General features: G+C 47.1%; 18 protein-coding genes. 11 read left to right on the top strand and 7 right to left on the bottom strand.

Going from position 1 to position 20954, the window contains the following annotated elements; genetic code table 11:
* Positions 1-3: 3 nt before the first annotated feature.
* Positions 4-1671: a bifunctional diguanylate cyclase/phosphodiesterase gene (locus tag D0S45_03235; protein TIH19208.1), complete on the bottom strand. Its 1668-nt coding sequence runs from the start codon at positions 1669-1671 to the stop codon at positions 4-6.
* A 141-nt stretch (positions 1672-1812) separates the two neighbouring features.
* Positions 1813-3186 (bottom strand): sensor domain-containing diguanylate cyclase, encoded by a 1374-nt coding sequence (locus D0S45_03230; GenBank protein TIH19207.1) that lies wholly within the window; start codon positions 3184-3186, stop codon positions 1813-1815.
* 205 nt (positions 3187-3391) lie between these two features.
* On the opposite strand from D0S45_03230, the gene D0S45_03225 reads away from it, so the two are divergent.
* The 4 genes from D0S45_03225 to D0S45_03210 all read left to right on the top strand — a co-directional run bounded on the left by D0S45_03225 (position 3392) and on the right by D0S45_03210 (position 6922).
* Positions 3392-3472: a hypothetical protein gene (locus D0S45_03225; GenBank protein ID TIH19206.1), complete on the top strand. Its 81-nt coding sequence runs from the start codon at positions 3392-3394 to the stop codon at positions 3470-3472.
* A 158-nt stretch (positions 3473-3630) separates the two neighbouring features.
* Positions 3631-5364 (top strand): chemotaxis protein, encoded by a 1734-nt coding sequence (locus D0S45_03220; protein ID TIH19205.1) that lies wholly within the window; start codon positions 3631-3633, stop codon positions 5362-5364.
* A gap of 176 nt (positions 5365-5540) precedes the next feature.
* Entirely contained in the window at positions 5541-5792 is a 252-nt protein-coding gene (locus D0S45_03215; protein TIH19204.1) for a DUF805 domain-containing protein, read from the top strand.
* Positions 5793-5869: 77 nt separating this feature from the next.
* Positions 5870-6922 carry a potassium channel protein gene (locus tag D0S45_03210; GenBank protein ID TIH19203.1) on the top strand — a complete coding sequence of 351 codons (1053 nt, stop codon included), beginning with the start codon at positions 5870-5872 and terminating at the stop codon, positions 6920-6922.
* A gap of 15 nt (positions 6923-6937) precedes the next feature.
* Here the strand turns inward: D0S45_03210 and D0S45_03205 are convergent, their stop codons facing one another.
* The 5 genes from D0S45_03205 to D0S45_03185 are packed head-to-tail and all read right to left on the bottom strand — an operon-like array spanning position 6938 to position 11976.
* Complete coding sequence (locus tag D0S45_03205) at positions 6938-7249, bottom strand: antibiotic biosynthesis monooxygenase (protein ID TIH19202.1); 312 nt, start codon at positions 7247-7249, stop codon at positions 6938-6940.
* A gap of 38 nt (positions 7250-7287) precedes the next feature.
* Positions 7288-8799: a HAMP domain-containing protein gene (locus tag D0S45_03200; protein ID TIH19201.1), complete on the bottom strand. Its 1512-nt coding sequence runs from the start codon at positions 8797-8799 to the stop codon at positions 7288-7290.
* A complete protein-coding gene (locus D0S45_03195) occupies positions 8796-9356 on the bottom strand; it encodes a YfiR family protein (protein TIH19200.1) in 561 nt (186 codons plus the stop codon). The genes D0S45_03200 and D0S45_03195 overlap by 4 nt, the downstream gene beginning before the upstream one ends.
* Positions 9344-11275: a TonB-dependent receptor gene (locus D0S45_03190; GenBank protein TIH19199.1), complete on the bottom strand. Its 1932-nt coding sequence runs from the start codon at positions 11273-11275 to the stop codon at positions 9344-9346. Before D0S45_03190 ends, D0S45_03195 begins: the two co-directional genes overlap by 13 nt.
* Positions 11272-11976, bottom strand: a complete 705-nt coding sequence (locus tag D0S45_03185) for a DNA-binding response regulator (protein TIH19198.1) — start codon at positions 11974-11976, stop codon at positions 11272-11274. Before D0S45_03185 ends, D0S45_03190 begins: the two co-directional genes overlap by 4 nt.
* Before the next feature lie 251 nt (positions 11977-12227).
* Between D0S45_03185 and D0S45_03180 the strand changes: the two genes are divergently transcribed.
* The 7 genes from D0S45_03180 to D0S45_03150 all read left to right on the top strand — a co-directional run bounded on the left by D0S45_03180 (position 12228) and on the right by D0S45_03150 (position 20954).
* Positions 12228-13085 (top strand): flagellin, encoded by an 858-nt coding sequence (locus D0S45_03180; GenBank protein ID TIH19197.1) that lies wholly within the window; start codon positions 12228-12230, stop codon positions 13083-13085.
* 354 nt (positions 13086-13439) lie between these two features.
* Positions 13440-13985 (top strand): sigma-70 family RNA polymerase sigma factor, encoded by a 546-nt coding sequence (locus tag D0S45_03175; GenBank protein ID TIH19196.1) that lies wholly within the window; start codon positions 13440-13442, stop codon positions 13983-13985.
* Positions 13982-14644 carry a flagellar hook assembly protein FlgD gene (locus D0S45_03170; protein ID TIH19195.1) on the top strand — a complete coding sequence of 221 codons (663 nt, stop codon included), beginning with the start codon at positions 13982-13984 and terminating at the stop codon, positions 14642-14644. Before D0S45_03175 ends, D0S45_03170 begins: the two co-directional genes overlap by 4 nt.
* A gap of 29 nt (positions 14645-14673) precedes the next feature.
* Positions 14674-16215: a flagellar hook protein FlgE gene (locus D0S45_03165; protein TIH19194.1), complete on the top strand. Its 1542-nt coding sequence runs from the start codon at positions 14674-14676 to the stop codon at positions 16213-16215.
* 31 nt (positions 16216-16246) lie between these two features.
* Complete coding sequence (gene flgK / locus D0S45_03160) at positions 16247-17998, top strand: flagellar hook-associated protein FlgK (GenBank protein ID TIH19193.1); 1752 nt, start codon at positions 16247-16249, stop codon at positions 17996-17998.
* A 10-nt stretch (positions 17999-18008) separates the two neighbouring features.
* A complete protein-coding gene (locus D0S45_03155; protein ID TIH19192.1) occupies positions 18009-19217 on the top strand; it encodes a flagellar hook protein in 1209 nt (402 codons plus the stop codon).
* Positions 19218-19226: 9 nt separating this feature from the next.
* Complete coding sequence (locus D0S45_03150; protein TIH19191.1) at positions 19227-20954, top strand: flagellar hook protein; 1728 nt, start codon at positions 19227-19229, stop codon at positions 20952-20954.

Genomic DNA, 20954 nt, shown 5'->3' with positions numbered 1-20954 from the left:
GGATCAGTTTGCAGAATTGTTTCCGGCATGATCCAAGAGTTCCCGTGCCTCTTGTTCCGGGAGAGGTTTGCCGAGGTAAAAACCTTGAACAATGTCGCAACCCAATTCTTGAAGGGTTTTTAGTTGGTATTCTGTTTCAACTCCTTCAGCAACAGCTGCCATCTTTAATCCATGGGCCAGATTAATAATGGATTCAACCAGCTTTATGTTTTCCGGTCCATCTTCAATGCGTTGAATAAAGCTCAGGTCAATTTTCAGGCTTTGAGCCGGAAAGTTGCTCAGGTAGGCCAATGATGAATACCCGGTTCCGAAATCATCAATTGCACAGTGTACACCTATTTCATTCAGTGCCCTAAGTCTGGCAGCGGCCAGTTCAGGGTTTTCGATGAATGCTGATTCAGTTAACTCAAGGCACAAAGTTTCCGCAGGAATAGCGAATTTATTGATTGTCTCTTCCGTATGTTTGAGCATTGCGGGTTCTGTGATGTGTTTGGCACTTAAATTGACTGAAATGTGTAGTCCTTTGCATCCCCCGAAATCATTGAGGCAGTCCGCCCACATGGCACATGCTTTGTTCAATACCAGGCAGTCAAGATCCATGATCAGTCCGGTTTCTTCTGCCTGTGGGATAAATTCCGCAGGACTTATCATCCCTCTCACCGGATGGTGCCAGCGGACCAGAACTTCAAAGCCGGAAAGGGTGATTCCTCCCTGGATATTGAACTGGGGCTGGTAGACCAGTGTGAATTGGTCTTCAGCAAGTGCGGTTTTGAAATTACTTTCAAACTGGATGATGTCATATGTGGGGCTTGCCAAGGCTTCTGTGTAAACTGTCAGTACATTTTTTCCCCGTGTCTTTGAACGGCGCATGGCTATATTAGACCTGTTTATGATTTCGTCGGGGCCGATTTTATCTTTTTGGGTGGATGTGTAGACACCGAAGCTGGCGTCAAGGCTGAAGCTGAGGTCATCAATCTGGAACGGTTTAAGCAACTCCTGACGGATGGCTTGTAAACGCTTTATACTTTCATTCGGCTTCAGTCCCCGGACTAAAATAATAAAGTCATCGCCGCCTATCCTGCTTACCAGAGCATTCTTTCCCGCAGAAAGAAGCAATCTTTTGGAAACTTGGGTAAGAATTTTATCACCAAAATAGTGGCCGAAGCTGTCATTAACTTTCTTAAAGTTTAAGAGATCTAGAAAAAAAACACTGAAAAGTTGTTTTGTCTTTTGACTCTGGGCAATAGTAATCGCCAATTGCTCGGTGAGCATTCTGCGGTTGGGAAGCTTGGTCAAGTAATCGTGGTATGCTTGTTTTCGTAGAATTCTCCGGGATTTGAGCAGGCGTTTGAAAATAGTCAGGGTCAGGTAGGCTGTGGCAAGCACGAAAAGAGATCCGAGGAAAAGGATCGGTCCGAAGATGGAGTTAAAATCAATTTGGTAGTGGAGTGTATTGCTGATAAGAATAGCTGAGTAGCTGATTATGAATGAAATGATGAGACTTATGAGTATGGTAAAACTTTTGCGCGTCTGTTTGAAGAGGGCAGGTTCGTTTTTTTGTAGTTCGATAACCTGCTTTATGTATAGGGTTGCTCCCCCTAGGAGTATCAGTAGTCCGCTCAAAATGCTGGCGCAAAATACGGCTGAGTCAGGTTCTTTGAGAAAATGCATTGTTAAACTTTAAATTCGTGGCATGTTTATGTCAATTACTATGAGTATTCTACTAAACTTAAATTCGAGCAAGTTAGTCAATGGTAAAGTTTGAGTCGTTGCTTTTATTAAAAAAGTTCATTCATTATTTTGTGAATTCTATTACCCTTGGGTGACCTTGTTGCGTCCGTCATTTTTTGATTTGTAGAGGGCTGCGTCGCAACGAGCGAAAATGCTTATGAAGTCATCTTCATTCTCTATTTCTGTTACGCCGAAACTTGCTGTGCAGTTATCTATTGTGTTGAATTGTGAAGTCTCAATCCGGAGTCGCAGCTTTTCTGCAATGACAACTCCTTCATGGGCAGTTGTTTCCGGACAGACAATGATAAATTCTTCACCGCCCCAGCGTCCGATGCTGTCCAAGCTGCGGGTACTTGATAGGATGATTTCAGCAAAGCGGATAAGAACTTCATCACCCACTGCATGACCGTATGTGTCGTTAATTTTTTTGAAATTGTCTATGTCGATCAGAATGAGCGAGAGCGGTCTTTTATAGCGCTTGAAACGTTCAAACTCGTGATGCAGGATTTCGTCTATTTTTCTGCGGTTGTACAGCCCGGTCAGCATGTCTGTCTGGGACATTCTCTTGAGTTCGATTGTTCTAGCCGCTACCTGCCGTTTCAAGGCAAATATATAAATAAATGCGAATCCGCCGACCATCACGGCAAGACCTATGACAGTGGTAGGCATGAGCCATTCAGGGGTAATTGAAACAGCCTGAATCCATTTTTGGGTAATGCGGTTGAATTCCTGTTTGGGAATTTTTGCCATCCCGTGCTCAATAAATTGCAGCAGCTCTGTTTCACCTTTGGGAACCCCGACACTCAGTTTCTTGGTATATATGGTGTCAGCAACATAAAATTTGTCAAATGCATCCAGCCTGTGCAAATGATACATTGCGGCTGGGTAGTCAGTTGCAAAGGCCCGTTGTTTACCGGCAACAGCGGCCTCAATGCTTTCTTTGCCGTTGGGGTAGGGAGACAGGATCAGTTCCGGGTATTGCCTACGTATATACGACTCAACATATCCGTCTTTTGTGACTGCCACCGGGATATTTCCCAGTTCTGAAAAATCTTTGATATTGAGTCTCTTAGAAATGAAGAGTCTGGTGTTGAGCGGAAGATTCAGCGGTTTTGTAAAGTCCAGATACCCACTGCGCTGTTTAGATTCAAACAGCCCTCCGTGGATCATAGCTTCTCTGTCTCTTACCTGTCTTAAGGTGTCGGCCCAGTCTGCAAGCTTGAATTCAATATTTACATTGTTTTGTCTGCCAAATTCACGCCAAAGGTCGATCAATAAACCTCTCGGTTCTCCATTATCGCCTACAAATGAGTACGGCGGCCATGAGTTGGAGTTGCTGACGGTCAGAGTCGCAGGAATATCCGTCGCAAAGACTGGAACTGTCCATAACACTGTGAGAAGAAGTATAATGGGAATATGTGGGCGCAAAAAAAACTCCTTATAGTCCTTAAACATTTTCCTTTTTTATTATGAATAGTACCTATTGGCAAGTGTCTCAGCTATTCGCAAAAAACCAGCCTGAAACTTCACAGGATGATGATCATAAGCTGCTTGATCGAATTAGGCGGATGTTTCGGCCCATCAATTTACCCATGGTGAAAAAGTTAACGTAAGTGTCGGTTCTGTTAATTATTCCGGATCAGAAAAGCTTGAAGGGCTTATGGACAGTGCAGATAAGGCTCTTTACAAAGCCAAGCAGAGCGGCAGGGACAGAGTTATTTTTGATTTTAACACATTTTGATTTTGTACTTGACTCTAATAGTAATGATTACTATGAATGCGTATATAAAATAGTAGATTAAGCACTCAGTTTTACGAAAATAATATTCTTTTTTAAAGCGTTGATGTTATTACGAGCGTGATTAATCAAGAATATTACAAATACAAAGGTAATCATACATGAATTTATCTGCCCGCCTTAAACTGTCGGTTTTTGCTCTTGGTATTATCCCTGTAATTGTCGGCTTGAGTCTATTTGCTTTTTGCCCTGACTTTATTCTTGGCTCAGCATCTTCAACTATATTGCTCGTCGGAATTGCTGTTAGTATTATCCTTACTTTGTTTATCGTCTACAGTATTGGCCGCAATGTAATATCTCCTATTGAAAATTTGAGGGATTACGCTGCTAATATCCAGAAAGGAGAGGCTGACAAGAAATGCTCCGGTTTTTATATGCATGAGCTGGAGGAACTCAAAGTAGCGGTCTGTTCCATGGTGGAAAGTCTGGCGGAGGCCAACGCACGAGCAGAATCTCTTGGCGATGAGGCCCGCAAAAAGGCAGTTGAGATTGAAGCAGCATTGCAGACCAGCCGGGATAAGGAAGCGGAAACACAGAGACTCCTTTTGTCCATGCGTAAAGTCGCAGACAAGGCCGGAAATTCATCAGAAAGGATTTTTTCTGACATCAGCGATTTGAGCGATAGGATCGAAAAGGTCGGAGAAGGTGTTGAGGTTCAGCGTGATCGTATGACCGAAACCGCCACCGCCATGGAAGAGATGAACTCCACTGTGGCCGAGGTTGCACGCAATGCTTCACTTGCTGCCGGAAATGCCGACCAGTCACGGGAGAACGCTGCTACCGGTGCACGCGGTGTTAATGACGCCGTAGATGCCATCAAAAAGGTTGAGGATGAGGTCCTTTCCCTTAAGCAAACCATGGGGCAGCTTGGTGAACGTGCTGAGAATATCGACCGGGTTATTAACGTGATCAATGACATTGCGGACCAGACCAACCTGTTGGCTTTGAATGCCGCCATTGAAGCTGCAAGGGCCGGGGAGGCTGGGCGCGGATTTGCCGTTGTTGCCGACGAGGTTCGTAAACTTGCTGAGAAAACCATGGAAGCGACCAAAGAGGTTGGCGACGCTATTACTGATATTCAGGATCATGCTAAGACCAACGTGGCTTCGGTTGACCGGGCGGCAGCGGATATTGTTGCCGGTACTGAAACAGCGGTAGAGTCCGGTAAATATATGCAGGAAATTGTGACCATCATTGAGTCCACTTCCGAGCAGGTGGAATCAATTGCCACTGCTTCGGAACAGCAGTCAGCCACAAGTGAAGAGATCAACAACGCTGTTTCAGATGTCACTCAGGTCGCGCAGGAAACAGCAGAAGAAATGGGCGAGGCCCGTCAGATTCTTATTGAAGTTTCGAGTTTAGTTCAGGAACTGGATGGACTGATTCACGGCATGGCTGGTGGCGACCTTGATGCTGTTGCCGGGGATGATCTGGTTACTTGGAGTGATTCTGCTTTTTCTGTGAACGTTCGGGCCATTGATGTGCAGCATAAAAAACTGGTCGGCATGATCAACGGTCTGCACAGGGCTATGCGAGACCGTGCTTCGGATAAGGTTATGAAACGTCTTGTGGAAGAACTCAAAAATTATACCGTGGACCACTTCAGTACCGAGGAAAAACTTTTTGAGCGTTACGGCTACCCGCAGACTCCTGAACACAAGGTGCTGCATGAGAAATTCGTCAATCAGGTTCTTGAGTTTGAGGCCGCCTTACTCAGCGGGAAAGCCAAGGTGACCATGGATGTGATGCAGTTTCTCAAGGACTGGCTGGTGCAGCATATTCAGGGTGAGGATCGCCAATATACCTCTTTTCTTAACAGCCACGGTGTTAAGTAGGAGCAATCTTTGAAACCGTTTTTAATTTGCTGGGTGGGCCTATCTTTTTATAGGAGAGCATTCAGGTTTTTATATTCCTTTATGACTTTGCCGAAAATTCTTGACACAATTTCGATTTGATCCGAAAAGTTCCCTGACCGGACAACGGTTCGGTTTTTAGAACAGGAGAACAAAGAATGAAAAAATATATAGCGATACTTAAGCAGTTTAATGATTTTCATGGAAAGGCCAGCCGTGAGGAATTCATCCGTTTTGCCTTGATCCATTTCGCGATCCTCGGTGTGTTTCTTATCCTTGGGTTTGCTGTTGACCATCCTTTTTTTAAAAAGGTGATCGATACTGTCAGCGGACTTTTTGTGATCGGAACCATGCTTCCCTGCATTGCCCTGATTGTTCGCAGATTTAACAGTATCAAGCGGCCTGAATAATCTCAGGCTGGTTTTTTGCCGGGAGTAACTACGGTTGCTGCATTGTGATGTGCCCTTTAACATGCTAAAAACAAAGCATGAAAAAGGGCACTTATTTTTTCTGTGCAGCACTGCTGGGCTATATCGCCATCATTCTGCTCATCTATTATTTTGAATCGGCCAATGCGGATTCCAACATCAAAACGGTCTTTGATGCTTTCTGGTATTCACTGGTCACCCTGACCACTGTGGGCTATGGGGATTTGTACCCTAAGTCTGTTTTCGGGAAGATAATTTCCATGACCATGGTGCTGGGTAGCATCGGTATTCTCGGTTACTTCATCGGCAGGCTCAGCGAACATATTCAGGCTTTGGCAGAGAGGCGTAAAATGGGTTTTGACGGAACAGGTTTTAGCAACCATGTGGTAATTGTCGGCTGGAACGAATTTTCTGAAGATGTTGTTACCCAGTTGGTTCATGCGGGGAAGAAGGTCTGCATTGTCACCGACAATAAGGACCACATTGATTTTATTTACGAGAGTTTTTCGCGGGAACAGGTCTTTGTGATCTTTTCGGATATGAATTGCCGGGAATGTCTGAAAAAAGCCAACGCCGCCGAAGCTGTCTCGCTTATGCCCAGTCTTGGTGACGATACCAAAAACCTTGTCTTCGTGCTCAATGCCAAAAAGTACCATCCCCACCTTTCCTTTGTGGCGACCATTGATAATTCCGAGCTGAAGGATACTTTCACCAGTGCCGGAGTCAGCTTCACTATCTGCCGTAACGATATTTCTTCCAAGATTGTAGCCAGCTACATATTTGAACCCAGTGTGGCCTTGTTTAATGAAGACCTGCTTTCCTCTGCTTCCGGGAATCAGGACTATGATGTGCAGCAGTACTTCATCAGGGAAGGTTGTAAATATGATGGGCGGAGTTACGGAGAGATCTTCGAAGAGTTGCGCGAATCGTTCAATGTACTGACCATCGGGGTCAGTCAGGATAAAGGACAGGGGCATGAGCTGAATAAACTTCCGCCGTTTTCCTTGCAGGTTCAGGCCGGGGATTATTTGATCGTGCTTACTTCTGGTCGTAACGTAGAACTCTTGAATGAGCTGTTCGGTTGTTCTGAAGGGCTTTATTACGCTGAGTAAAGTTCAGCTTGCCCATCAGGGATGCTGTGAGGCGATTTCCTCATAAACTTTGACTTCATGGTCCGGTGTAATTCTATATTTTGCATCTTCAGGATACAAAACCGCGTGATACATGTTTTCCCCTGCGTAATATTTCATTTGTTCCTTTGTCTGCCAATAAGTGTGCAACGTTATTTCAGATTCGTTATCCAACGTTCTGATGAAAATTTTGTATCCGCAGCAACCATCCAAAGACTGGGTGTCTTTGACTCCGGTTTCATTTAAATAGCCAAGAAAACCTTTGGTTGTTTCTTCCGGGCATGTACATTTCCACTCACGTATCCACATAATTTACCTACTCATATTTATGATGTTTGAAAGTGCGGCTATGCCGCGCTGTTTTCATCCACAAAACTGGCTGTCACTTCCGTTCCGGTGGCTTCAGCCGAGTGCATTGTTATCGTAGCCTTGTGGGTCTCGGCAATGAGCTTGGCAGAGTATGTGCCGAGTCCGGTGCCGTCCTCTTTTCCGAGAGTGACGTATTTATCGAAAAATCTTTTCCTGATCTCATCGGGAACCGCGAGGGTGTTCCTGACGCTGATTGATATGGGCGGACCGCTTTTGATAGCGATGGTTACGGTATCGCCTTCATTGGAAGCTTCTACCGCGTTTTTGATCAGGTTTCTGAACATTGTCCGCAGGAGCATACCTTCACCGGTCAGGAACAGTTCTTCAACCCCTTCAATTTCATTATCATCCAGCTGAATGGAAAGCTTTACTTTGGACTGGTTCAGCAACAGGGCCATTTCCTCTTCCAGCGAGGTCATCAGGTCCACGAGATCTATGCGCATGGTTTTTAAGCGGTAGATTCCCTGCTCCATCTTGAACATATCCAGATGGAACTGGATCATGTCCAGCATGCGGTAGCCTGCGGAAGCGATGCGCTTGATGTATTTGCGCTGCTCTGTGGTAAGCGGGGTTTCGCTGTTGAGCAGTAGCTCCGGGTAACCGATGACAAGGTTCAGCGAAGATTTGAGGTCGTGCCGATTGATACGTTCAACTTCATCGCGGATCATTTCCGCAGTGCGCCTTTCATGAATTTGCTGCACCAGCAATTTATTCTTTCTTTCCAGTTCCGCCTGCTTGGAGCGTAATTGCTTGGTGCGCTGTGAAACAATATTTTCCAGCATTTCCCGGTGGCTGTTCAGCCATGCATCTCTCTTGTCTATTTTGGCCAGCATGGAGTTGAATTCCGTGACCAGATAGCCAATTTCATCATCACTGCGGTAGGAAACACGCCGGGTGTAGTCTTTACTTTCTGATATATCGCGCACTGTATCAGTCAGTTGTCCGATGGGTTGAGTCAGTTTTTTACGGATAAAATTGGTAGTCAGGAAACAAGTGGTCAGAACCGTGATCAAGATAAGTCCTGATGTAGCCAGATTCTGGAAAAACCAGTCCAGTTGGTCGGTAAAGCAGCCATCAAGGACAATGTAGCCCAGCAACTCATCACCGGACTTAATCTCCTGTACTATGCGGTAGCTGTTGAAGCTTTCCACTATTTCAGAAGTTTCTGCTGGAAGTGTTTCAGCCTGAGTCCCGAATGCTGCGAAGACCTGCCCGTCAGAGGTAAAAATGGTCGCGCCTACTGAATTGCCGACAAGTGTTAGCGATTCAAGAACTTCGGTTGCTGAATCCCGGTCATCAAAATCAAGGGCCGGGGCTACTGAAGTGCTAAGTACCTGCGTCAGGGAGGTGGCTTTTTTTATTGTGCCCTGCCTGAACGAATGGAAAATGGACGCGATATTAAGGGTCATGGAGATTATCACCGCGGCAATGGTCGTACCCAGAATCGCAAGGCCTACTTTGCGCCCGATGCTGTTCCTGTATTTTTTCATTGAGGGATGTCTCCGCAATATATTTCAGACAGGTTTAGCAGCTTTGAACTGATGGTCAGCCCAGCCTTGCGCGCGGCGCAGATGTTGACCTGCAATTTAAAGCGTGAACCGGATTCCACAAGGTTTATCATGCCTCCGAGGCGCAGAAAGTCCGGGCTCTGGCCGATGGTCAGAATCGGTTTGCCTTTTACTTTTTTTAATACAGCAGCAATGACACGCGGGTTGTTCACATCAACGAAGAGGACTTTGCTTTCTTCATCCGGCCAGCGAACCAGCTTGAACTTGCCCGGTTTTCTGAAGAAGCGGGAAATTTTTTTCGGTGTGATTGCCGCCACGGTTACCGGACGCTGGGCAACGATTCTGCGCCTATCAGGACCAAGTACGTATTTGGTGATTTTCTTGATGAATAAAGCTTGCAGTTGCGGCTGGGTAACTTTGATCCTGCGTTGATGTCCGGTTTTAGCACGGGCATGTGCCGTTAGTTCAAGCATGGAACATACCATAAAAAGAGTGGCAATTGTGATTGCCAGAATTTTATGGGTTTTTAGAAGTCCCATGTCAACCTCAGCGTGCAGGATGGTTCCACAGGGGAGAAATTGCTTTCACCGGCAGAGGTCAGCAGGTTATTGCCGATTAGTTCAAGGGATAAGTCTTTACGGGCCTGCCACGCTAGACGGGCATCAAAGCCGAATCCGGTGGAAAGGTCCTTATCATCCATGCTGTTCAAGTAGGAAGTGAACAGACCCAGTTCCCAATCTTCGGCCAGTTCTATCAGGGCTTGTAGCTTGAGGTTGTACATCGGAGTGTTCAGCGGCGGTGAAAAACCGGGAATTCCGTCCGGGACTTTTTGGAAATCTTGATTGGAAATATCAATGGAAGGACGCAGGGTCAGGAATGAATATGGCTGCCAGTCAAATGCTATTTCAGTTCCGTAGGAAAGTCCGCTTAGTCCACTTATCGGGGTGGCGGTTTTAGTGTCGTCGTCAAAACTGAAGGTAACCATCTGGTCATAGCTGTTCAGGTACAGGGATACATCCAGCTTCAGGGTTTCGCTGAAGAGTTTGCGGTATCCGGCTTCAAAGGAATTCAGCTTTTCATTATCAAGGTCATCGCTGAAGTCCATCGTGTATTCTTTGTCCCGTACCCTGATTCGGTAGCTTCCATCGCGCAGCCAGTAACCCGGCTTTCGGTTAGCGTATGAATATGCCAGCCAGTATTCTTCGTCATCTTCCATGTACAGAAGCCGGGCCGTGGGTTGGGGGGCTAAGCTGGAGTCACCGGAATAATCAAGCTTCAAGCCGAGGGTCAGGAACAGTTTCTCATCAATGAGGGTAATGCGGTCTTTAGCAAATCCACTGAAATCCAGACGGTAAATACTATCGTTTGAAACCTGTACTTTTTTGCCTTGTTTAAAGTCATCCCAAAAATATTTTCCTCCGATTCCGAAGGTCAGGAAATGGTCTTCAAATTGTTCGTTGGAATATATGAATTCCGCATCAACGGTGTTGGACATGTTTTCCATGTCCGCGACAGTAATTTCAGTCCGGGTGTAGGAACTGCGGAATTGCATGCCGGAGCGGGCCCCGGTTTTTCTGTCCCACAGAATCTGGGCATAGCCGTTGTAATCATTTTTATTTTTATTGGCTGAAAACAGGTTGCCCGGAGGGGAGTGTTCCGTAATTGATGACCCTGCCAGCTGGCCTTGCAGCGAGAACTGGTCGGTGTATGCGTTGAGCCAGTCGGCGCGGAATCCGCCGCTTCCGGTAATCCAGTCGGTGGAACCTTTTTCGGTGCGTCCCCGGATGCGGTAATTCTTGCCCGGTTCATATCCGCCCTTGGCGTATACGGCCATAGTTGCGTTTTCGGAAATGTGTCCGCCCTGACGGATGAATTGGCTGACTCCTTCGGTTCCGGCTGTGGTTACGCTTTGGGTTCCCTGCATTTCAGCGGCAGATTTGGTGATAATGTTGATTACGCCGTTGAATGATTCTGAGCCCCAAAGACTGGTCCATGGTCCGCGGATAATTTCAATTCGCTTGACCATCTGGATGGGCAGGTTCTGGCTGGACCAGATAACCCCGTGGAAATATGGGGATGTGATCGGGCGGTTATCCACCAGAATAAGTTGTTTGCTGTTGAATGTGCCTGAAAACCCTCTGACTCCGATGGCCCATTTGTCCGTGTCGGTACGGGTGACAACCACTCCGGGAACCGTGCGTAGTGCTTCGGGAACCGATCTGGCGCCGCTGCGTTTGATGTCCTCCTCGGTGAGGATGGTGTATGAACCGGCGATGTTTTCAAGGGATTGCTTGCGTTCGGAAGGGGAGACCATTTCGACTTGCAGAAGGTCTTCGAGGTCGAGATTTTCCAGTTCAGCAGAGACATCCCTGTCTTCTGCAAAACTTGGTGCGGCTCCGGCCACCATGGCCAGAATAATGAGAGAGAGGGCAACAACTGCCAGCCGCAGTCGGATCATGCTTCGGCCTGAGTCCTTGAGGTCATCATATATCCGCGTCCGCGGATGGTTTTGATTGAAACTGAGTCGCCGATTTTGCGACGCAGATTGCTCATATGCACGTTGAGCACATAGTCATCGAAGTCGGCACTCCTGCCGAGGGCTATTTCCATAAGTTCATCACGCTCAATGAGTTTTCCGCAGCTGGAAGCCAGATGCTCAATAATGCTGAATTCAGCCGCTGTGAAGTGGGTTTCAATCCCTTTAACCATAATGGAATGGGAATCAAGGTTGATGTCCAGTTCACCTACTTTGAGTTTACCCCGTGAGCTGGGGGTGATGCTTGCTGATTGAGGCATCATGGTGCAGCGGCGCAGGGATGCGCGCATGCGGGCCAGCAGCTCCCGCAATGGGAAGGGTTTGCAGATGTAATCGTCAGCACCCATTTCAAGGCCGACTACTCTGTCTACTTCATCACCTTTACCGGTAAGCATTATTACCGGAACCGTAGAATCCAGCCTGATTTTTTCCAGCACATTCAGTCCGCTGATATCAGGCAGGACAATATCCAGCAGCACAAGGTCGTATTCTTCACAGCCGAATGACTTGAGGCCTTCCTTTGCAGTGCACTTGTGGTGCAGGCTGTAACCTTCGCCGTCCAGATAGGTGGATAAAAGTTCTCCCATTTCCGGGTCGTCGTCGATAAGAAGTATCTTGTTCATAATGTTCTCCTGCGAGGCATACTATGTGTTTAGAAGGGATAAGCAAATAAGTTTAGTGTAAATAAATGTTAAATAGCTTAAGAAATGTTAAGGCAGGGTTGATTTGTCTATAGTGTCCGAAACTTGAACGGGGTATGAAAATATTTCCCATGTAAACGTTCTTTACCTCCGCTGCGTATAAGCAAGTATAGACAGGTGAATTGGTCACCTGTTGAAAGTGCAAGGATGTACGATACAACACGGAGGTTTTTATGTCTTTAGTAATCAATAACAATACCGTTGCAAATGCGACCGCTAGACACCTTAATGATTCCTACAGTGCACTCAGTTCTTCTACTGAGAAGATGTCTTCAGGATTGCGTATCAACTCTGCTGCGGATGATGCAGCAGGGCTGGCTGTGCGCGAACTCATGCGTTCGGATATCTCCACCCTGCAACAGGGTGTGCGAAATGCCAATGACGGTATTTCCATGATTCAGACCGCTGACGGTGCCCTTGGTGTTGTGGATGAAAAGCTCATTCGCATGAAGGAACTGGCAGAGCAGGCTGCAACCGGTACTTACACCTCATCTCAGCGTGCCCTGATTGATCAGGAATATCAGGCCATGGCTTCCGAGATTACCAGAATCGCCAGTGCTACCGATTTCAACGGTATTCACCTGCTTAACGGTAATGTTTCCGGTGATAACGCTGTTACCATTCACTTCGGAACCGGTAACGATAGTGCGGAAGACAAGTATGATGTTGAGATCGGTAACTGCACCGCATCTTCTCTCGGAATCGGCAATAACAGTGCTGTGAATGCCGGGTACACCGTATCCACTCAGGAAGCGGCTCAGGCGTCACTCGAAGCTCTCGATAATGCCATTACTTCCAAGGATAAGATCAGGGCAAATCTCGGTGCTCTTGAGAACAGGCTTGAGGCTACTATTTCAAACCTTGAGATTCAGGGTGAAAACCTGCAATCAGCAGAATCTCAGATCTCTGACGTTGATGTGGCAACCGAGATGACCAACTATTCCAAGCAGCAGATTATCACCCAGTCCGCTGTATCCATGCTCGCGCAGGCGAACTCTCTGCCCCAGATGGCATTGTCTCTCATCGGTTAATTAGACAGTTTTAAGATCTTGATCGACCCGGTTTATACCGGGTCTTTTTTTGGGCGGGAAGTTCAAGGCCGTACTCCTTAACTGCTGGGATTACGGCCTTTTTTGTGTTCTGCGCCGGGGTGAAACATGCGGCAAATAATTCCCTTTCTGTCGATTCGTGCTGCTGAAACTTTCTTCAATTATCTGAATGGCTTTCTCGACTTAAGAATCGTTAATTTCGGCCATTTTTTATTAATTCTCCTACAGCTATTTAACAAACCATAAATCCAATCTGTTCTATTCTGAATGTAATATGTTTCTAAGTTAATGTTGAATGGAATGTAGGTTGCTTCTTTCTAACCATTAGGAGGAACTATGAATACTTACATTGAAAACAAATACGATTATATTTCTGAAAGAGAAGTTAATTGTTTTTTTGATGGCAACATTAACTATATAAAAAATGTGGTTAATAAATTTTTATTTTCTAAATATATTGGTGTTAATAAAAGTGATGTAGATGAAGTATGTCAGGAAGTAGCATTAAAGATTTTAAAAAATAATTACATATCAAAGTATTCCTCTAAGAAAAGTTCACTCAATACATGGCTATATATCATAAGCCGCTCTGTCGCTGTCGATTATATGAGAAAAAACAATCGCATATATATTAATGTAGAAGATTTAAGCGATATTCCTGAATTAGAAAAAGATAAAATTGATTTTAATCTACCTGAAGGACTTTTGTCTAAACGTCAGGATGAAGTGGTCAGGATGATTTTTTGGGGAGATTTAAAGGCTGTTGAAGTTGCAAAACAGTTGGGGATCACCTCCTGTACAGTACGCTGCATTAAGCATCAGGCAATACAAAAGCTCCGCCGACACTTTTCAGCGGCAAGTGAGAGGAGGGTTGTATCATGACCATTGAAGGCATCAGCTACACCACCGACACAACAACTTCCACTGCCACAGCCAGCGACAATACCTCTCTTGATCAGGTCGATTTCCTGACTCTGCTGACAACTCAGCTGGAATATCAGGACCCTACAAACCCGGTGGATAACACGGAAATGGTCAACCAGATGACCAGCTATTCGATGCTCGATGAAGATGTGCAGCAGAACGAAAATCTGGAGACCATCATTAATAAACTGGATGCCATCTCCGCTCTGAGTACTTCCAGCTACATCGGCGAGGAAGTCATGGCCGACGGCGGGGTCATCACTGTTGAAAGCGGTGATGCCACTAACGTGACCATTGATCTTCAGGAAGACGCATCCACGCTCGGTCTCAATATTTACAACTCTGACGGAACCCTCGTGGACACCGTTTACTACACCGACCTCGAAGCTGGTGAGTTTGAAATTTTCGGCAAAGACCTGCTCAGCGATAGCAATCTCGAATCAAACGGAACTTACGTAGCTATGGTCTTCGCCAATGATGCCAATGACGCTTCCGTACCTGTCTACATCAAGTCCCCCGGAACCATCACCGCAGTGAACCAGGATGATTCAGGCAAGACCACTCTTACCCTTAATGACGGCCGGGAAGTTTCCATTACCGACGTTTCATTCATTTAAATAAATTTTACAAACACAGGAGCATAAAAATGAGTGTCACCAGTTCTTTGTACACAGGTATTTCAGGCCTTAATGTCAACTCTCAGGCAACATCCGTGGTTTCCAACAACCTCGCCAACTCTTCCACCGTAGGGTTCAAGAGTTCGGACGCAGTTTTTGAGGATGTCTTTTACTCCACCATCACCACAGGAGGAGGGCTTTCACAGGTCGGTAACGGGGCCGGGGTTTCCACTATTAATACCGATTACACTCAGGGATCTTATGAAGATTCCAGCATTTCCACCAACGTTGCTCTCAATGGTGACGGTTACTTTGTAGTAGTGGACCCGGACACCAGCACAACCTACTACACCCGCGCAGGGAATTTTGATTTCGATAAAGACGGCTATCTGGTCGATCCCTACGGTAATCAGGTGCAGGGTTGGGAAATCGAAGACGGAACCGCATCCGGTTCACTGACCACAATTCAGCTGGACCAATCCCAGTCACCGCCGAAAGCTACTTCTGAAATCAGTCTGACCATGAATCTTGATTCCCAGAGTGTGGATGAGGCTAAAACAACCAATCCTTACACATCCCTCTTCGAGCTTTATGACGGTACCAACAATCCTCCACTTGATGATTCGCAGTACAGTTATTCAACCACCATGACTGTTTATGATGAAAACGGTTCCGCCCATGACATGACCTATTACATGGACCCGGTGGATGTGGATTCTGACGGTAATATTATCTGGGAATATGTGGCTGCTACTGAAGCTGAAGACGATCAGCGTACCGGATCGGGGGGCAATGCTTTGAATACTACCAGCGGTGCAGGTCTGAGTATGACCGGAACCATGACCTTCAATTCTGAAGGGCAGATGACTTCCATGACTGCTTTTACTCTCTCCAATGCAGCCACTTCTGCCGACACCAAGGACCCCGATCAGTGGGGCTTGGCTGACCTCAGCCCCGAAGGCTACCCGGAGGTAAATCTCAACTTTACCGGAAGTACCAGCGGGCAGGATGTTGCCATAAATTTCGGCATGTCCAGCGATGATGCAACATGGGATACTTCCGGGGGGATCAATACCCTTGGCGATATAACCGCAGCCACCGCTTATTCGGATCTGCCTTCATTTTCTGATTACACCCTCGAGCTAGGAGCGACAACCAGTTACAGCGACAGTTCTTCCGCCACCTACAGCGTAGGGCAGGACGGTTATCCCACCGGGTCCCTCGTTTCCGTGGAAGTGGACGAAAACGGTATCCTTGTGGGTAATTATTCCAACAGCCAGTCCATCGAACTATACCAGCTCGGTCTTGCTGATTTCACCAACGAAGGCGGACTGACAGCCGAAGGCGGAACCCTGTTCCGGGCCACCACCGAGTCCGGTGAAGCCATCATCGGCACAGCCGGGTCCGCAGGGTTCGGAACCGTTGTTTCCAATTCACTCGAAGCTTCCAACGTGGATCTCGCAGCACAAATGACTGAGTTGATCATCATCCAGTCCGCCTATCAGGCCAACAGTAAGGTCGTAACTACAGCAGATACTCTGTTACAGACTGCGATTTCATTGAAGAGTTAGTTGATGGGTTGATTAGCCGGAGGCATAAAAAATGAGTTTATCAAATGCAATGTCCATAGGTGAAAAGGCCGTTGCCAACGCGCAGGTCTCGATCAACACGACCAGCAACAACATCGCCAATGCCGAAACCGAAGGGTATCAGCGCGCCGATGCTGTTTATGACAGCACAGGCAATATTAATGTTTACGGCGACAGCCTCGGTACAGGCGCGGATATTGTTGCAATTCAGGCCAATTGGGACAGCTTTATTGAAAAGCAATACCTTGCGGCCTCGGCGGATCTGGCCTCCAGCGAAGCACAGAATAAATATCTCACCCAGATGGATTCCATATTCAACCAGAGTGAAGGGCAAGGGCTGGCTGCGGCGCAAGATGAATTCCTGAGCGGCTGGAATGACCTTTCTACCTACCCGGATTCTCTTGCCGAACGTGAAGCTCTGTTGGGCGAAACGGATTCATTAATATATGCACTTAATTCCACATCCTCGGAACTTAAGGATATGTCTGCCAGCGTGGAATCGGAGATCGTCGATCAAGTTAATACCGCCAATGAACTGATTGATTCCATCGGATTGCTAAATGAGCAGATCGGGGCCAACCCGGATAATTATGAACTGGTTGCCAGCCGCGATCAGGCCATACGTGAACTGGATGAACTCATCGGTGTGGAAGTGCTCAGCTACAGCGACGGGCAGACCAAGATTTATACCGAGACCGGACAGCCGCTTGTGGAAGGGGAAGAGACTCATTACCTCGCAGTCGCATACGATGATGATACTTCAAAGACCGGGCTGTTCTGGGAAAGCGGCTCCGGCGGTCTGGTGGAGATAACTCCCATGACCGATGATAGCGGCGACCCGGTTTCCGGGCGTACTACCGGAGGCTCAATTGCCGGATTATTCATCACTCGCGACGAATACATTGAGCCTACTCTGGACAGCCTTGACGATTACACTTCGGCCCTGATCTGGGAAACCAATGTGGCTCATTCACAGGGCGCAGGGCTGGAATCACATACTGCTGTTGAGGGAACTTACGACGTGAATGACCAGACCGCAGCCCTTTCAAGCAGCGGGCTGGATTATGAAGACAAGATCACTTCCGGCGAATTCTCCATCTACACATATGATGTCGACGGCAACATGACCGCTAGTTCCGCCATACCCATCGATCCTGCAACGGATTCCTTGGATGATGTTGTGGCAGATATCAACGTAGCCTTCGGAGGAACCCTGACCGCTTCAGTTAATGCTGATGGGGAGCTCGAAATTCAGGTCGTGGGTGATGCCTCGTTTGAATTTGGGGATGACAGTTCCGGTTTTCTGGCTGCTACCGGGATCAATACTTTTTTTGATGGCAGCTCCGCGGGAGATATCGGGGTTAACGATTACGTTGCTTCCGATCCTTCGCACCTCAATGCCGGGGAGGTTGGGGATGACGGAACAGTATCGTCAGGTAGCAATGATACTGCCAAGTCCATAAACGATTTGCTGAACCGGACCGTATCAATAGGTGAGGGCGTGTCATCTACAGATGCATCTCTGACTGAATATCTGGCTGCAATTGTTTCCGGTGTGGGGGCAGCTGCGTCTAAGGCTGAAACTCAGGTTACCTGCGACACTGCCGCTGCCCAGATTTATGCTGATCAGCAGGAATCCGTCAGCGGTGTGAATGTGGACGAGGAGCTGGTTAACCTTACCAAGGCCCAGCAGCAGTATTCGGCAGCCTGTCAGATTATTTCCGTTACCCGCGATATGATCGATACCATTTTGGGCATTATGTAGGGAGGCATTCATGAGAGTAAGTACATCACAGATTTATGACCAGAGTATGGGTAATGTCAGTAAGTCGTTGTCTGATTATATGAATGCCACCAATCAGGTAGCGACACAGAAAAAGATTAACGCTCCTTCTGATGATCCTGCGGGCATGGGTAATGTGGTTAACCTGCGCAGTTATGACCAGACCCTTGAAAGTTACCAGAATAATGCCGGGCTGGCCGGGAGTCTGCTGGGAGCGGCTGACGGTTTGCTGGGCGAAGCCAGTGAAATCATGATTTCAGCCAAGGAACAGGTAGAGCAGGGGGCCACGGGAACTTATACCGATGAACAGCAGCAGGCCATGTCCATAAATATGATCGGCTATCAGGATTCCATGCTGGCTATTGCTAATTCCGAAATGGGCGATGATTATCTTTTTTCCGGTCAAGCGACGGATGCCGCTCCTTATGAATATATACCCGGAGTGACCGTTACCGGGGATTCTCCCACCAAGAGTGATTTTGCTAGTTTTGAAGGGGAGCTTGATGATCCGGTCATCGTAGAATTTACTTCTGATGGAACTATTGGGACCGATGCCGTGGATTATAGTTATTCCCTTGACGGTGGCAGCACATGGTTGAGCGGGACTATGGATGGTACGGCTGTTCCGCCTGATACAACTATGGAACTGGGCGATGTGTCTGTGGAAATGAATTCCGGTACAGCGGTCACTGCCTATGATTCGGATGCCAAGACGGGCGGGCAGTTCGTGGTCCGTAATTCCCTGCAATACAACGGTGCTGACGAGGCCATATCCATCAATATTTCTGAAAGTACGGATCTGGAAGTTAATTCCGTGGGCAGTGATATCTTCGGAGGTGTGGACCCGGATACAGGAGAGCCGTACCCGGAACCCAATCTTTTTGAATCCATGAGTGATTCCATTGCCTACATGTGGATAGGGGATGAAGAGGGGACAGCGACTACCCTTGAAACCATTGACGACGGCTATAACCGGATGCTGATCGAAACCTCCAATGTGGGTGCCCGTGAGGAAAAGGCGGATTTTACCTCTCAGAGTATTACGTATTCCCGCGAGCGGGCGGCAAGTGCCATCAGTGATGAGGAAGATGCAGACAGTACTGCGCTGACCTTGGAATTGAGTAAGACTCAGTACGTTTATCAGGCAGTGCTCAGTTCATCGTCTGAAGTGATCAATATGTCCATTATGGATTATTTGTAGGAGGCTGTTATGGCTGTCGCTTCTGTTTCAACTACCAATTATTCTTCCAACACCACTTCCGGGGGCTTTACCATTAACGGACTCGGTGACGGGACGGACTGGACTGACTTGATAAATGCCTCTGTGGAGGCTGAAAGTTATGAGTTGGATCAATATCAGGATGATCTGAAAGAGGCAGAAGCTGTCTCAGAGCTTCTTGAGGCATTGAATGAAGAAGTGATTACTCTTTCCGGGATGTTACAGGGTATGGATGAAATGGATGAGTTTTTAGCCTATTCTGTGTCTACTACCGGGGATGGCGAAGTTCAGGCGTCCATTGAGGACGGAGCCACCGAAGACTCCTACAATGTGGTGGTGAACCAACTGGCCCAAAAAGATATCTGGATTTCTGAGGGAATATCCATAAATTCGTCGGATCAGACCATAGTTTCCGCTGATTCATTCGTCACCCTTTCCTATGCCGGAGAGGATATAACCATGGATGTCACTGCCGGAACCACAGCACAGGAATTGGTCGATCAGATTAACAGCGACCCGGATTTTGATGATAAAATAACCGCTTCTCTGATCAGCGACGGCGATAATTATTATATTAAGTTCAGCGGACAAGATACCGGAGCAGATAACGCTGTGGGTCTTACTGATTTGAGTGCCATTGACGGATACACTGCCGGATCATTCACTAACACACAGACTGCCCAGAATTCACAGCTGAAGGTGGATGGTTTTCCTTCCGGTGCGGATGAATGGATAGAGCGTGATTCCAATACTGTTGATGATGTTATCGACAACATGACTATGACCCTCAACACCACTACGGATTCTGCGGGGATCAACATTGGGATCTCCTACGATACGGATGCCATGGTCGAGACCATTGAAACTTTTGTTTCCGAGGTGAATCAGCTTTTGTACGATTTGCTGGATATTACCGGGGAACTGGCTGCTGAGGATGATGACGATAACGGCACGGTTTATATTAAAGATCCCACTCTTGATCTTGTTTATGACTCAGTTAAAGACTCACTTACGTCCGCCGGGTTGGGTTTTTTGTATTATGACAGCGAGACCGGGGAGGGAGATAAATATGCTTCACTGTCAGCTATTGGGATAACCACGGACAGTACCGAAGGTTCGTCCACTTTCGGCCAGCTTGAAATAGATTATGATGAGTTGGAAGATGTTTTGGCTGGTGACCCTGAAGCGGTTGCCATGCTTTTTGCTGCAAACGGCGAGGCAGAGACCGACAGTTCGGATCTGCGGGTAATCTCCACCATTTCAGGATTAACCGGAGCCGGGGAGTATAATGTGGAATATACGATTTCAAGCGGGACTATAACGTCAGCCACCATTGACGGGCAGGAAATGTTTATTGAAGGTAATACCTTGCTTGCCGGGAGTGACAGCAATGCCAACGGACTTTATCTGGAAGTCTCGGATTTGACCGATGGATCATATTCCAGCACAGTTACAGTAAAGCAGGGCAAGTGCGGACAGATTGCTGATTTGTGTTCAGACCTGACCGATGTCTCCACCGGGAGTATTCCGCTGCTCGCAGCAAGTTATGATGATCTGACCGTGAAACTCGAAAATGATATTTACAACGAAGAAGCAAGACTGGATACTTATCAGACGAGATTGGAGGAGAAGTATTCTGCTCTAGATACAATGCTGGCTTATTATTCAGGGGTAGAAAGCCAACTTGAAATGACTCTCGCCTCCCTTGATTCAAGCTAG

The sequence above is a fragment of the Marinifilum sp. JC120 genome (assembly GCA_004923195.1).
GTDB lineage: Bacteria > Desulfobacterota > Desulfovibrionia > Desulfovibrionales > Desulfovibrionaceae > Maridesulfovibrio.
The sequence above is the reverse complement of the archived record's forward strand: the minus strand, read 5'-3'. Positions and strand labels throughout refer to the sequence as shown.